Source organism: Stenotrophomonas sp. LST15-1-1.1, assembly GCF_040815575.1.
Classification (GTDB): domain Bacteria; phylum Pseudomonadota; class Gammaproteobacteria; order Xanthomonadales; family Xanthomonadaceae; genus Stenotrophomonas; species Stenotrophomonas lactitubi_B.
In genome coordinates this window covers 358036-370880 of sequence record NZ_JBFPNJ010000029.1, presented here as the reverse complement: position 1 = coordinate 370880, position 12845 = coordinate 358036, and the positions used below count along the sequence as shown (strand labels likewise).

Genomic DNA, 12845 nt, shown 5'->3' with positions numbered 1-12845 from the left:
ATCCGCTCGCCCACAACCGGAGCTACTGCATGAATGCTGTTGCCAAGACCTTCTCCACCGAAGGCGATTACAAGATCCGCGATATCACCCTGGCCGACTGGGGCCGCAAGGAGCTGGACATCGCCGAGCACGAGATGCCGGGCCTGATGTCGATCCGCCGCAAGTACCAGGCCGAGCTGCCGCTGAAGGGCGTGCGCGTTACCGGCTCGCTGCACATGACCATCCAGACCGCGGTGCTGATCGAGACCCTGAAGGACATCGGCGCCGACGTGCGCTGGGCCTCGTGCAACATCTTCTCGACCCAGGACCACGCCGCCGCGGCGATCGCCGCCACCGGCACCCCCGTGTTCGCCTGGAAGGGCGAATCGCTGGAAGAGTACTGGGACTGCACCCTGGACGCGCTGACCTTCACCCTGCCCGACGGCACCCTGACCGGCCCGGAACTGGTGGTCGACGACGGCGGTGACGTGACCCTGCTGATCCACAAGGGCTACGAGCTGGAAAACGGCAGCACCTGGGTCGACGAAAAGGCCGCCTCGCACGAAGAACAGGTCATCAAGAACCTGCTCAAGCGCGTGGCCAAGGAGCGCCCGGGTTACTGGGGCCGCGTGGTCAAGGACTGGAAGGGCGTTTCGGAAGAAACCACCACCGGCGTGCACCGCCTGTACCAGCTGGCACAGGCCGGCACCCTGCTGATCCCGGCGATCAACGTCAACGACTCGGTCACCAAGAGCAAGTTCGACAACCTGTACGGCTGCCGCGAGTCGCTGGCCGATGGTCTGAAGCGCGCGATGGACGTGATGCTGGCCGGCAAGGTCGCCGTGGTCTGCGGCTACGGTGACGTCGGCAAGGGCTGCGCTGCGTCGCTGCGTGCCTACGGCGCGCGCGTGGTGGTCACCGAGATCGACCCGATCTGCGCCCTGCAGGCCGCGATGGAAGGCTTCGAGGTCAACACCATCGAGTCGACCCTGGGCCGTGCCGACCTGTATGTCACCACCACCGGCAACAAGGACATCATCCGCATCGAGCACCTGAGCGCGATGAAGGACCAGGCCATCGTCTGCAACATCGGCCACTTCGACAACGAGATCCAGGTCGATGCGCTGGTCGCCTTCCCGGGCGTGAAGCACGTCAACATCAAGCCGCAGGTGGACAAGTACATCTTCCCGAACGGCAACGCGATCTTCCTGCTGGCCGAAGGCCGCCTGGTGAACCTGGGCTGCGCCACCGGCCACCCGAGCTTCGTGATGTCCAACTCGTTCGCCAACCAGACCCTGGCCCAGATCGACCTGTGGGCCAACAAGGGCAGCTACGAGAACAAGGTGTACCTGCTGCCGAAGAAGCTGGACGAAGAAGTGGCCCGCCTGCACCTGGAGAAGATCGGCGTGAAGCTGACCACCCTGAGCCAGGAACAGGCCGACTACATCGGCGTGCCGGTGGAAGGTCCGTTCAAGCCGGATCATTACCGCTACTGATGCCTGCAGGTGCCGGCCAACGGCTGGCACTACCGGTGCATGCGACACGCAGAACGGGCGCCTTCGGGCGCCCGTTCTGCGTTGGTGCGCGGGGCGTTCCGTATCCACGCCATGCGTGGATGTCATCCATTCGCCTCGAGGTAGATCCACGCCATGCGTGGATGCTGTTCGCCGCCACCCGCAGTAGTCTCGGTCAAGGCAACGCACCCGCCGCGCGCTACGATTCCCCCCATGACCCCGGCCATCAACCTGCTCAAGCGCGAAAAGATCGCCCATACCGTGCACAGCTACGTGCACGACGCCCAAGCCGAATCCTACGGCGGCGAAGCCGTCGAAAAGCTGGGCCTGGACCCTGCACAGGTATTCAAGACACTGCTGGCCAGCACCGAAACCCACGAGCTGCTGGTAGCAATCGTGCCGGTCGCCGGGCAGCTCGACCTGAAAGCACTAGCCGGGGCGGCCGGCTGCAGGAAATGCGAGATGGCCGCCGTCGATGCCGCGCAGCGCGCAACCGGCTATCTGGTCGGTGGCATCAGTCCGCTGGGGCAGAAGAAGCGCCTGCGCAGCTTCCTTGATGCCAGCGCGCAGACACTGTCGCAGTTGCATGTCAGCGCGGGACGGCGTGGACTGGAAGTCGAACTGGCACCAGCCGACCTGCTGCGCCTGACCGGTGGCCATTACGCCGCGATCGGCAGGCCCCGTTGATGCGCTGGCCCTGGTCCACATCGCCGCCGCCGCGGCTGGACGATCCGCAGGCCGACGTGCTGCTGCAGGATCTGCTGTCGCGCGATGCCAGCCGTATACACGCGGCCAGCAGCCAGCTGGCGCGGTTGTTCAGCGCCACGACGCTTGACGCACTGGCGCCACATGCCGAACGCATCGAACACGCCTGCAATGGCGTGCAGCTGGGCGGGGCGCTGATCAGCAACGATGTGCACCTGAAAGCCGCACTGCGCCGCCTGCGGTATTGGCGTGAACGCAGCGGCTGCCTGTGCGCGCTGTATCCGGATTACCTGTTCTTCAACCCACGCCGGCTGATCGAACAGGGGCATGTGCGGCTGCTGGAACAGGGCGTGGCCGAGGATGGCTGGGGCGACCGGCATCGAGTGGCCTGCGCAAGCTGCGGCCTTCGGTGGGACGCCACCGATCGCGAGTACCACTACCCGTGGTGGGAGTGGACCATGGTCGCCGATGATTGAAGCCACGCATGGCGTGGCTCCGCCGCGAAGGTGGGTCTACGCCAGGCTGGTTGCGCCGGTTCCGGTTACGGATGCCAGACAGGCGCATCCATCATTCGTTGAGGGCGAAGGTCACCGGCACTTCCATCACACTCATGGCGGGCAGCGCAGGCTGTTGCACGTCGCGTTGCATGGTCCACGAGCGGACCCCCTTGGCCGCTGCCGTGTCCAGCACCGCGTGACCGCTGGACACGCGTACTACCGCTGCAACAACCCGGCCGTTCTCGTTCACCAGCGCCCTCAGACGCACTTTGCCCTGCAACCCGTCACGGACAGCCGTAGCCGGATATTCCGGAATGCCGGGCTTCCAGTTGCCGCTGGCGGCAGGGAACAACGTGGTCTTGGACGACAGCGGACAACGTGCAGGCAAACGCAGCTCCAGAGAGAGCGGCTGCGCAGATGGCTGCGGTTCCACGGCGGCCTTGCATGCGGCCATCGACACCGCTTCCAGCATGCGTTGCTGGCGCGCCAATGCGTCCGCATCAACAGCCACCACGTGCAGTGTGCAGCGCCCTTGCTGGACACGTGCCTGCAGCGCGGTGACGCCCACATCCTGGATGGATGTCGCGTCCGTCAATCCACCGCATGCCGCGGCAGCATCGTAACGCTGGGCCGAACTGTCGAATGAACCCAGCAAGGCGCCCAGTGCCAACGCCCACGGCATCCACGTCCTGATCATCATTGCTTCCTGCTGTGATGGCGGCTGCATCGTATCGCGCGGCACCCGGCGCGAATTCACATCCCGGCGCGCTGTCGATGCCACGCATGGCGTGGCACTACCTGGCGGCCTCGCACTGCGCTTGGCGACGTTGCGTTCTCACGGCCGCCAGTTGGCGTTGCTCTCCCAGAATGCCACCGCACGCTGGTACGCCTCGCGGTCCAGCGGCACGCCCGAACCACCCTCCTCCACGCCCAGCGCATTGCGCATCATGGTGATCGGCGCCATCGGCACTTCTTCCGGTTCGGCGGTGTAGATGCAGCCGACGATGCCCCAGTCCGCCGCAATCGGCGATCCCTCCTTCGCCAGCTGCTCGGCGCTGTACAGGATCACCACCAGGTAGTTGGCACGCGGCGATTCCACGCCCTCGAACCAGCGCACCAGCACCGGCAGTTCCTCGCGGTTGCGCGCTTCGTAGCCGCTGCGCAGCTGGTGCCGGTTGGCCTCGGTGATCGGCACCGTCAGGCAGCGCGTGCTGGTCCAGTTCTCGTACACGAACAGTTTGCAGAACGGCGCATAGCCATCGAGCACCTTCAGCGGCGGATGCGCGTTGAGGTGCGCCTCGAACTGCTCGGCGCTGCAGTCCTGGATGGTGTTGCCGCGCGGCACGCGGGGGAACAGGCGGGGGCGGGCGAAATCGGTGAGGACGATGGACATGGCGATGTGATGCGGAAACAGGGACTCAGGTTAACCGCCGGCGTGCTTGAAGTCTGCTTCACATCTACCGCGCACACTGCGCCGCACACCCCAGGAGAGACGAGCATGTTCCGATTCAACCCGAGCCACCTGCTGGCGCTGGTCCTGCTGCCGTTGGCCGTTCTGGCGGACCCCGCCCCCCCAGAGCCGCCGCGCGTGCTGCTGGTGGTCAGCAGCGAGGGCCGCGAGCAGGGCAAGAGCCGTCCCGGTTTCGAGATGGACGAGTTCGCCCAAGCCTGGTTGATCCTCAAGCGCAACGGCTTTGCCATCGATGTGGCAAGCCCCCGCGGCGGTGCCGTGGAAGCAGACAAGTACAACCCCGCCGAAGCATTCAATGCGGCGCTGCTTGCCGATCAGCAGGCCGTTGCCAAGCTGGCTGCCACGCTTCCCACAGACCAGCTTCGTGCCGCCGACTACCAGGGCGTGCTGGTGATCGGCGGCAAGGGCGCGATGTTCGACCTGCCAAGCGATATCGCCCTGCAGAAGACCATCGCCAGCATCTGGGAACAGGGCGGCGTCGTTGCGGCCGTCTGCCACGGCCCCGCAGCATTGGCGGAAGTACGCCTGGGCAATGGACGCCCGCTTGTGCAGGGCCGGACGATGACCGGCTTCACCGAGGAAGAGGAAACCCAGTTCGGCAAGCGCTGGGCGAAGGAGTTCAGCTTCCAGCTGGAGCCGCGCATGCGCGAACTGGGGGCGCACTGGCAGGAGGCACCGCTGATGATGCCCAAGGTGGTGGTCGATGGCCGGCTGCTGACCGGGCAGAACCCGTTCTCGACCGCAGCCCTCACCGATGCCTTCGTGCGTGCCAGCGGTCGCACTCCTGCAACGCGCGAGCCCTGGCGCGACGAACGCAGCATGGCCCTGGTCGAGCAGCACCTGCAGCGGCGCGATGACAGCGCAGCGCGGCAGCTGGCTGAGCGCAGCACCGATTTCCATGTGGAGCTGATCGGCATGCTCGGGTACGTGCAGCTGCAGGGCGCAGCCGACGGCACTCAGGTCGCCAATGCACTGACCATCATGCAGCTGGCCCGCCCGCACATGCAGGAACCGCGACTGGACGTGGCCATCGCCGATGCGCACTGGCGCCTTGGCAGGACGACCCAGGCACGCGAGCAGTTGCTGGCACTGCTGGAAAAGCAGCCGCAGCTGGACGAAGCTAAGGCTCTCCTGGCCCGCATGCAGCCCTGATCATGGACGCCGAGCGCCTGCGCCTGCTGTTGATCGAAGACAACCTGCCGCTGGCCTCGGCCATCGTCGACCTGCTGCAGGCCCAGGGCCATCAGGTCGACTTCGCCGCCGACGGCCAGGTCGGCCTGCGGCTGGCGCTGGCAACACCACCGGACGTGCTGCTGCTCGATGTGGGACTGCCTGGCATCGACGGCATCACCTTGTGCCAGCGGTTGCGTGAATGCAGCGACCGCCATGTGCCGGTGTTGATGCTGACTGCACGCGATGCGATCGACGACAAGCTGCAGGGGTTCGCTGCCGGCGTGGACGACTACCTGGTCAAGCCGTTCGACGATGCAGAGCTGCTGGCCCGTTGCCTTGCCCTCGCCCGGCGCCATCGCGTGGGTCAACCGAACCTGCTGCAGATCGGTGCGTTGAGCATCGACCGGCGCAGTGGCCAGGCTTGGCGCGCGGGCACGCCGCTGGAGCTGCAGCAGGTTCCACAACGCATCCTGCTGGCGCTGGCCGAAGCCTGGCCGCGCACCGTCACCCGCAGCGAACTGGTGCAACGCCTGTGGGGAGATGAAGCGCCCCCCTCCGATCCGTTGCGCTCGCATCTGTACCTGCTGCGCCAGGTACTGGGCCGGCCATTCGACGGTGAGATGCTGCGTACCGTGCACGGCGTCGGCTTCCGGCTGGAGGCTTCGCCATGAAGCGGCGGCCGATCCAGCGCCTGCGCCGCCGCCTGGTCGTCGCGTTTACGTCCTTCACCCTCTTCATTGCTGCGGTGTTCGGGCTGTATTCGCTTGTCTTCATGTACGCCGTGGAAGACAGCGTTTTCAATGCACAGCTGGCCCGTGAAGCGACGGCGCAGCTCGCCGTCCATGCAGCTACGGGTCGATGGCGGGCGCCGGGTGATGCGGCCATCCGCCTTTATCAGGACACGAGCGCGTTCCCAAGCGATCTGCAGACCACATTCACCCAGGAGCCGTGGCGTTCTGAATTCAGCGGCGACGAGGGCCGGCACTACCACGTGCGACGCATGGATCCGCCACCGCCGTCACGGCCTGCCTGGCTGATCGCCGAGGTGAGCTCTCAACTGGCGGTGCGCCCGATCCGCGATGAAGTAGTGGCCCTGCTGGCCGGCACCGCGTTGGTGATGGTGCTGCTGGCGATCCTGCTGGGCGTGTGGCTTGCGCGCCGTGGCACGCGCCCTCTGTACTCGCTCGTGGCGCACGTTGAGGCGTTGCCACTGCTGCCACGGGAAGACACCGCCCTGGCTGCTCACTTCGACGATGACGAGATCGGTGTGCTGGCGCGTGCCGTGGACCGGCTGTCCGCCCGGGTGGCCGCCTTTGTTGCCCGCGAACACGCCTTCACCCGCGATGCCAGCCACGAACTGCGCACACCGTTGGCGGTGATTTCCAGCGCTGCCGGCCAGTTGCTGCACGAACCCGGGCTGTCCGAGCGCGGTCAGCAGCACCTGCAGCATATACGCCTGTCCGCGCTGCAGCTTCAGCAGGCGGTGGCGGCACTGCTGGCCCTGGCCCGCGAGGACGAGGCGCCCCCCGCCGGGCAGGTACGTCTGGTGCCACTGCTGGAGCGGGTCATCGTTGAACAGGCGCCGTTGCTTGGCGCACGGCCGGTGGAGGTGCAGATGACGTTGGCCGACGATGCGGCGCTCTGCGCGCCGGAACCGGCGCTGCGCGTGGTGCTGGCCAATCTGATCGGCAATGCCTTCGCCCATACACCGCTGGGACATGTGCGCATCAGCATGGAAGCAGGCGAACTGTCGGTGTACAACAGCACCGGCAGCGACGCATCCCTTGGTCACTGGCCCGATCCACGCCCTTTTGAAAAAGGCCCGGACAGCCTGGGCAACGGTCTCGGCCTGGACATCATGCGTCGCCTGTGCGATCACCATGGCCTGCAGCTGCGGATCGAACGACACACCCTTGGCGTGCGGGCGATCCTGCGCGGCTTGCCGATGCAGGGATGATTCGCCCAACCGTATGGTGCCGTCTACAGCGCCATACGCTCGCGCAGCTCCCGTGCCTGCCGCCGTGATACCTCGACTTCACTGCCATCATCCAGCGCCAGATCGTAACCATCGCCGATGCTCGGCGCGACCGCACGGATGCGCCGCAGGTTGACCAGCGTGTTGCGGTTGGCACGAAAGAAAAGATCCGGCGGCAAGCGTGCTTCCAACGCGCTCAGGCTACGGGCCAGCAACGCGTTCTGGTCGCGGAACCACAGCCGCGTGTAGTTGCCATCCACCACCAACCGGCGGATCTCGGCAACGGCCACGAACCAGCAGCGCTCGCCTTCCCGCACGAACACCTGGTCCTGCGCGCCCAACGTTCCGTGACTGCTTGGAGCTTCGGTACTCAGCTCCGCATGCTGGCGTGCACGCTCCAGCGCCTCCAGCAGGCGCGGGGCTTCCACCGGCTTGACCAGGTAGTCCAGCGCGTTGGCCTGGAATGCGCGTACTGCGTAAGTGTCATAGGCAGTGACGAACACCACCGCAGGCACCCTTTCCAGCCCGTCCAGTACATCGAAGCCGCTGCCGGAGGGCATCTGCACGTCCAGCAGCACCAGGTCCGGTGCCAGCGTGGCGATGGCTTCGCGCGCGGCCGGCACGTCGTCGGCCTCGCCCACGCACTGCACCCATGGCAGCGACGACAGCAGCGTGCGCAGCTCCTGCCGCGCCAGCCGTGCATCGTCGACAATCAACACACGCAGCACGGCCGTCATTGCGGAATCTCCAGCAGGGCCTGCATACGGTCGCCGATCGGCTGCAGGGCGAAACGGCCACGCGTACCCAGTTGCGTGCGCAGGTAGGCCAGGCCGACACCATGGCCAAGGGTGGGTTCATTGGCGTTGCCAAGCGGGTTGTCCACCTGCAGGCGCAGCAGGCCATCTTCCAGCGACGCACGGATATGTACATCTCCGCCGCCCGCGCGGCTGGCAATGCCATGTTTGATCGCGTTCTCCACCAACAGCTGTAGTGCCATTGCTGGCAGATGTGCCTGCACAGCTTCTGCGGCTATCTCCCGCCGCACCAGCAGTCGCTGTTCGAAGTGGATCGCCTCGATGGCCAGGTAGTCATCGACCACTGCAAGCTCCTCGGCCAGGGTCACCTGCTCGCTGCGGTTGTGTGCCAATGCGTGGCGCAGCGTGCGCGACAGGCGGGTGACCATGTCGCGGGCACGCTCGGGATCCTCCAGGATCAGCGCGCGCAGGTTGTTCAATGCGTTGAACATGAAATGTGGATTCAGCCGCGCACGCAACGCATCGCGCTCCAGGGCGCTGCGCTCCGCCTCCACGCGCAACCGCGCCAGCTCGCTGTGGCGCGCGCGGCGCAGGCCATGCAGGCCCGCCCACAGGCCCGTCCACATCACCAGGAACAAGGCGGTGTTCATCCAGTACAGCACGACCGACGACAGCTGATAGTCGGCATGTCCACCGGGCAACTGGACCCAGCCCATGGTGAGTGCCGGCAGCAGCAAGGCCGCCGTCAGCCCCTGTGCAATGCTGGCGCCGACCACCACGCCAGCGGCCAGCTTCAGCACCAGGCTGCCCAGACTGCCATCCCACCAGCGCTGTCGCAGCGCGACCGAACGCAGCGCGCCGCTGCACAACCACAGGGACACGGCAATGCTGAGAGAGATCAACACCACGCCGCTGAACAGCGTGCCGCCGCCGACACGCACCCCCAGCCACAGGCTGTACGCCGCATAGCCTGCCCACGCCAGCGCGTTGAGGGTCCAGAAGCGACGGGGTGGCGTGGTGGCGTCCATGGGCAGCCTTGGCGGCGAGAGGATGGGCATACAGCGGTCAGGAATGCGCGGCAAGGAAGCGGCGCAGCTGCTCCTGCAGCCAGCGCGGATCATCCCACATCAGGAAGTGGTAGCCCTGTGCGCTCATCTCGATCTGCACACCCGGCAGCTTCGCGTACTGCGCCTGGAACTGCGCACGGGTACTGGCTTCCGTACCACCCATTGACTGGTAAGCGGCCCAGCTGCCCAGCACCAGCACCGGCGTGTTGATACCGGCGATGTCCTCACGCAGATCGCGCACCAGCATGGAGTACATCGCATCGGCCATGCTCGTGCGATCACTGTCGCGCCCCCAGCGCTGGAGCTCCGGCAGATGCTGCGTGCTGCGGGTCAGGACCTTGGCGGTCGCGTCGTTGCGTGCATTGAAGCTGGCCTCATCGGCCGCCAGCAGGCCTTCGCGCAACTGCCCGGCCATCATCCCCACGTTCTGCGCGGTAGCCTGCGGGTTCATCACCGCCGCATAGAACGGCAGCGAATCCACGATCACCAGCGGACCGACGGCATCGGGTGCCTTCAGAGCCATCTGCATCGCCAGCACGCCTCCCAGGCTGTGGCCGATCACGGCAACCTTCGGCAGGTGCTGCGCCTGCAGATAGCCCAGCAGCTCATCGCGCATCGACGGCAGGAAATCTGCCGGGCGCGGATCGGCAGGCGCCGCACCGGCAAAACCCGGCAGCTGCACCAGATGGCACTGCACGTCCCTCAGCGCCAGACAGGTCTCGCGCCAGACCTCGGCACTGCTGTTCAGGCCGGGAATCATCAGCAACGGACGCCCCTTGCCGACCACCTCGACCTGCACTGTGCCTGGAACGGCGGCCTTGTCGACGGCGGTGGCATGGGCCGGGCCCGAGCCAAGCACCGCCATCGCCATGCCGACCAACGCCAGCCGCGCCATTGCCTTCATCGCGTACCAGAACGCCAGGAAGATCTTCATCGTCTGCTCCTTCATCAGGTGGGTGGTGCCGGGAATGGGGCCAGCGTGGCTCCGCTTCCGGTGCCCCGGTTGCGATTACGGAGCAACGGCCCGTCAGCGGGGCGAACGGTCGTCTGCCCGGGATGGGCTGAGCCAGTCACCTGCTGAACATCCATCTTGATGAAGCGATATACTCTTTCCCACCCGTCGCCGCTGCCCCTGCCATGACCGCCATCAGCTTCGAGTTCTATCCGCCCAAGACCGACGAACAGCGCACCCAGCTGGACCGTGCCGCGGCCAGGCTGAAGGCATATGCCCCGGAGTACGTGTCCTGTACCTTCGGCGCCGGTGGCTCGACCCTCAGCTACACCTCCGAGACCGTGCGCCATCTCAACCAGCACCACGGCTTCGATGCGGCACCGCATCTGTCCTGCGTGGGTGGCACCCGCCAGGAGATCCGAGAGCTGCTCAAGCTGTACCGCGCCATCGGCTGCCGGCGCCTGGTCGCGCTGCGCGGCGATCTGCCTTCGGGCATGGGTTTCCCCGGCGACATGCGCTACGCCTCCGAACTGATCGCCTTCATCCGCGCCGAGCACGGCGATGCCTTCCGTATCGAAGTGGGCGCGTATCCGGAAACGCATCCGCAGGCGCAGGACGCCCTGCTCGACCTGAAGCACTTCAAGGCCAAGATCGACGCGGGCGCTGATGCGGCGATCACCCAATATTTCTTCAACCCCGATGCCTACTTCCACTTCGTCGACGAAGTGCAGCGGCTTGGCGTGCAGGTGCCGATCACCCCGGGCATCATGCCGATCTCCAACTTCAGCCAGCTGCGCCGCTTTTCCGAACAGTGCGGTGCGGAAATCCCGCGCTGGATCAGTCGCAAGATGCAGGCCTACGGTGACGACGCCGAATCGGTGCGCGCGTTCGGTGCCGAAGTGGTGGCCAAGCTTTGCCAGCGCCTGGTCGAAGGCGGCGCACCGGGCCTGCACTTCTACACCTTGAACCTGGCCAAGCCGACGGTCTCGGTACTGAGGTTGCTGCATGGCTGAAAAGTACGCTGCGTTATCGCATTCGGCGCTACGCTGCGTAGATGAAGGTCGCTCTGCCCCTGTTGCTGGTCCTGCTGCTGCCCGGCGTCTGCGCCGTCGCACAGGCGCAGCCCACGCGCTTGAACCGCTGCACCGATCCGCAGGGGCAAAGCGTCTATACCGACCGTCCCTGCGACAGCCTGGGCGCGCAGTCCCGGCGTCCGCCACCGGGGCCTTCCGGCAGTACCCTGCAGCGCGACAGCCTCGGCAGCAGCTGCCCACGTCGGTTGAGTGAACTGGTGCAGGCCCTGCACACGGCGGTCGCCATCGGTGATGTGAACCGGCTCTCTTCGCTGTACCTGTGGGGCGCGGTGTCCGATGCGGGCGCACAGCGGATTCTTGGCCAGCTGGAATCGGTGGTGCGGCGGCCGCTGGTGGATGTGGTACCGGTGTATCCGCAGCAGGATATGGTTGAGGGCCAGGACATCGCCGCACAGGATTCGGAGACGGAGCCGCTACCGACTGCGCGGCGACATCCGATCGGGCTCCGGTTGGAGCAGACCCTGCCGGGCAGCGCCACGCGCGCGGCGACCGTGCTTGGGCTGCGGCGGCAATATGGGTGTTTCTGGATCACGTTGTGAGCTGATGCTGCGGAACCGCCATCCACGCATGGCGTGGATCTACTGTCTGCGGTGAGGGGTCGGATCCCTTTCCAGCGGAAAGGGCTCCGACCCCGGATTCGAGCGAAGAGGTCAGAGCCCCGCTTCGCGGGGATCCGATCCCACCTATGGCGCTACGCCGGCCACAGGCCGCGGATGGCGGCGATGCCCTGCCCGCCATGACGCCGTGCTTCGGCCACGTGCTGCGGTGTCATGCCGCCAAGCGCGTAGATCGGCAGCGAGACCTGCGCGCGCATCGCGGCGAAGGCTTCCCACCCCAACGGCACTGCATCGGGATGGCTCGCAGTAGCCTGCACCGGCCCCAGCACCGCGAAATCGCAGCCGAGCCGCTGTGCCGCCAACAGCTGTTCAAGATCGTGGCAGGAGGCGGCCACCAGTTGCCCGGCCGGCAGCGGCCGTTCCTGCAGTGACTGCAGCTGCTCGCTGCCCAGGTGCACGCCGACGCCGAGGTTGCGTGCCAGCTCGATATCGCGGTTGAGCAACCACTGCACGCCGCGCCGATGCGTGCGCACAGCCTGCTCGATCATGCCCTGCCGCTGCGGATGCTCAGCGGGCAGGCGCAGCTGGATGCGTTGCTGCCCCGAAGCGACCGCCTGCTGCAGCTGGCCGTGCCAACGCTGCAGGCCACCCTCATCCGCCTCTGGTGCGGGGGTGATCAGGTAGCAGTCTGGCTGGCGCAGTACGGCCACCACCGGCAGGTCAGCCGGCGGCATGGAATAGCGGACCAGCTTGTCCGGCGCCACCCAGGTGATGGCCTGGCCCTCGCGTCCGCGCGGGGCGCCCTTCCAGCTGCGCACGTGCCGCACTTCCAGGGTCAGGTCCTTGTCGGGGTAGCGCTGCGGCACGTCCATGATCCAGTCGCCCACCTCGGCCTCGATGCCCAGCTCCTCGTGCAGCTCGCGCACCAACGCCTGTTCGGAGGTCTCGCCGGGCTCGCGCTTGCCGCCCGGGAATTCCCAGAGGCCGGCCATGTCGCGGCTTTCGGTACGGCGGTTGAGCAGGATGCGGCCGCGGGCGTCAGTGATGACGGCGGCTACGACGTGGATCGATCGTTTCGGGGAAGGCATGGGGGGGAGCATGCCGAA

The 12845-nt window shown here is 66.5% G+C and carries 14 protein-coding genes; 8 read left to right on the top strand and 6 right to left on the bottom strand.

All coding sequences use genetic code 11. The annotated features are described in order from the left end of the window. Positions 1-29 precede the first annotated feature (29 nt). The 3 genes from ahcY to MRBLST15_RS14265 all read left to right on the top strand — a co-directional run bounded on the left by ahcY (position 30) and on the right by MRBLST15_RS14265 (position 2674). Positions 30-1475, top strand: a complete 1446-nt coding sequence (ahcY, locus tag MRBLST15_RS14275) for an adenosylhomocysteinase (protein WP_180166765.1) — start codon at positions 30-32, stop codon at positions 1473-1475. A 231-nt stretch (positions 1476-1706) separates the two neighbouring features. After that, positions 1707-2180, top strand: coding sequence for a Cys-tRNA(Pro) deacylase (gene ybaK / locus MRBLST15_RS14270; protein ID WP_265951554.1), 474 nt, complete (start codon positions 1707-1709; stop codon positions 2178-2180). After that, the gene (locus tag MRBLST15_RS14265; protein WP_265951553.1) at positions 2180-2674 is read left to right on the top strand and encodes a hypothetical protein; all 495 of its coding nucleotides are present in this window, start codon (positions 2180-2182) and stop codon (positions 2672-2674) included. The genes ybaK and MRBLST15_RS14265 overlap by 1 nt, the downstream gene beginning before the upstream one ends. A gap of 91 nt (positions 2675-2765) precedes the next feature. Here MRBLST15_RS14265 and MRBLST15_RS14260 read toward each other — a convergent pair whose 3' ends face one another. After that, positions 2766-3392, bottom strand: a complete 627-nt coding sequence (locus tag MRBLST15_RS14260) for a TonB family protein (RefSeq protein ID WP_265951552.1) — start codon at positions 3390-3392, stop codon at positions 2766-2768. 138 nt (positions 3393-3530) lie between these two features. Then, positions 3531-4088 (bottom strand): DUF3228 family protein, encoded by a 558-nt coding sequence (locus MRBLST15_RS14255; protein ID WP_265951551.1) that lies wholly within the window; start codon positions 4086-4088, stop codon positions 3531-3533. 105 nt (positions 4089-4193) lie between these two features. On the opposite strand from MRBLST15_RS14255, the gene MRBLST15_RS14250 reads away from it, so the two are divergent. From MRBLST15_RS14250 to MRBLST15_RS14240, 3 genes are read left to right on the top strand one after another with little or no spacing between them, the layout of a single operon-like run. After that, on the top strand, positions 4194-5318 hold the full coding sequence (locus MRBLST15_RS14250; protein ID WP_367786379.1) for a type 1 glutamine amidotransferase domain-containing protein: 1125 nt from the start codon (positions 4194-4196) through the stop codon (positions 5316-5318). Positions 5319-5320: 2 nt separating this feature from the next. Continuing rightward, positions 5321-6010, top strand: a complete 690-nt coding sequence (locus MRBLST15_RS14245) for a response regulator transcription factor (protein WP_367786377.1) — start codon at positions 5321-5323, stop codon at positions 6008-6010. Next, positions 6007-7296: a sensor histidine kinase gene (locus MRBLST15_RS14240; protein ID WP_367786375.1), complete on the top strand. Its 1290-nt coding sequence runs from the start codon at positions 6007-6009 to the stop codon at positions 7294-7296. Before MRBLST15_RS14245 ends, MRBLST15_RS14240 begins: the two co-directional genes overlap by 4 nt. 23 nt (positions 7297-7319) lie before the next feature. Here the strand turns inward: MRBLST15_RS14240 and MRBLST15_RS14235 are convergent, their stop codons facing one another. The 3 genes from MRBLST15_RS14235 to MRBLST15_RS14225 are packed head-to-tail and all read right to left on the bottom strand — an operon-like array spanning position 7320 to position 10070. Continuing rightward, a complete protein-coding gene (locus MRBLST15_RS14235) occupies positions 7320-8051 on the bottom strand; it encodes a LytR/AlgR family response regulator transcription factor (protein WP_367786373.1) in 732 nt (243 codons plus the stop codon). Then, positions 8048-9097 carry a sensor histidine kinase gene (locus tag MRBLST15_RS14230; protein WP_367786371.1) on the bottom strand — a complete coding sequence of 350 codons (1050 nt, stop codon included), beginning with the start codon at positions 9095-9097 and terminating at the stop codon, positions 8048-8050. The genes MRBLST15_RS14235 and MRBLST15_RS14230 overlap by 4 nt, the downstream gene beginning before the upstream one ends. Positions 9098-9134: 37 nt before the next feature. Next, positions 9135-10070, bottom strand: coding sequence for an alpha/beta fold hydrolase (locus tag MRBLST15_RS14225; RefSeq protein ID WP_367786369.1), 936 nt, complete (start codon positions 10068-10070; stop codon positions 9135-9137). Positions 10071-10273: 203 nt separating this feature from the next. Between MRBLST15_RS14225 and metF the strand changes: the two genes are divergently transcribed. Then, positions 10274-11101 (top strand): methylenetetrahydrofolate reductase [NAD(P)H], encoded by an 828-nt coding sequence (metF, locus tag MRBLST15_RS14220; RefSeq protein WP_265951547.1) that lies wholly within the window; start codon positions 10274-10276, stop codon positions 11099-11101. A gap of 41 nt (positions 11102-11142) precedes the next feature. Then, the gene (locus MRBLST15_RS14215) at positions 11143-11721 is read left to right on the top strand and encodes a DUF4124 domain-containing protein (protein WP_367786367.1); all 579 of its coding nucleotides are present in this window, start codon (positions 11143-11145) and stop codon (positions 11719-11721) included. Positions 11722-11873: 152 nt separating this feature from the next. On the opposite strand, the gene MRBLST15_RS14210 is transcribed toward MRBLST15_RS14215, so the two are convergent. Next, on the bottom strand, positions 11874-12827 hold the full coding sequence (locus tag MRBLST15_RS14210) for a Nudix family hydrolase (protein ID WP_367786365.1): 954 nt from the start codon (positions 12825-12827) through the stop codon (positions 11874-11876). Between the last annotated feature and the right edge of the window lie 18 nt (positions 12828-12845).

What these genes read in the sequence shown, in the direction of transcription:
- ahcY (WP_180166765.1), top strand. Translation starts at nt 30, where the DNA reads ATGAATGCTGTTGCCAAGACCTTCTCCACCGAAGGCGATTACAAGATC.
- ybaK (WP_265951554.1), top strand. Translation starts at nt 1,707, where the DNA reads ATGACCCCGGCCATCAACCTGCTCAAGCGCGAAAAGATCGCCCATACC.
- MRBLST15_RS14265 (WP_265951553.1), top strand. Translation starts at nt 2,180, where the DNA reads ATGCGCTGGCCCTGGTCCACATCGCCGCCGCCGCGGCTGGACGATCCG.
- MRBLST15_RS14260 (WP_265951552.1), bottom strand. Translation starts at nt 3,392, where the DNA reads ATGATCAGGACGTGGATGCCGTGGGCGTTGGCACTGGGCGCCTTGCTG.
- MRBLST15_RS14255 (WP_265951551.1), bottom strand. Translation starts at nt 4,088, where the DNA reads ATGTCCATCGTCCTCACCGATTTCGCCCGCCCCCGCCTGTTCCCCCGC.
- MRBLST15_RS14250 (WP_367786379.1), top strand. Translation starts at nt 4,194, where the DNA reads ATGTTCCGATTCAACCCGAGCCACCTGCTGGCGCTGGTCCTGCTGCCG.
- MRBLST15_RS14245 (WP_367786377.1), top strand. Translation starts at nt 5,321, where the DNA reads ATGGACGCCGAGCGCCTGCGCCTGCTGTTGATCGAAGACAACCTGCCG.
- MRBLST15_RS14240 (WP_367786375.1), top strand. Translation starts at nt 6,007, where the DNA reads ATGAAGCGGCGGCCGATCCAGCGCCTGCGCCGCCGCCTGGTCGTCGCG.
- MRBLST15_RS14235 (WP_367786373.1), bottom strand. Translation starts at nt 8,051, where the DNA reads ATGACGGCCGTGCTGCGTGTGTTGATTGTCGACGATGCACGGCTGGCG.
- MRBLST15_RS14230 (WP_367786371.1), bottom strand. Translation starts at nt 9,097, where the DNA reads ATGGACGCCACCACGCCACCCCGTCGCTTCTGGACCCTCAACGCGCTG.
- MRBLST15_RS14225 (WP_367786369.1), bottom strand. Translation starts at nt 10,070, where the DNA reads ATGAAGATCTTCCTGGCGTTCTGGTACGCGATGAAGGCAATGGCGCGG.
- metF (WP_265951547.1), top strand. Translation starts at nt 10,274, where the DNA reads ATGACCGCCATCAGCTTCGAGTTCTATCCGCCCAAGACCGACGAACAG.
- MRBLST15_RS14215 (WP_367786367.1), top strand. Translation starts at nt 11,143, where the DNA reads ATGAAGGTCGCTCTGCCCCTGTTGCTGGTCCTGCTGCTGCCCGGCGTC.
- MRBLST15_RS14210 (WP_367786365.1), bottom strand. Translation starts at nt 12,827, where the DNA reads ATGCCTTCCCCGAAACGATCGATCCACGTCGTAGCCGCCGTCATCACT.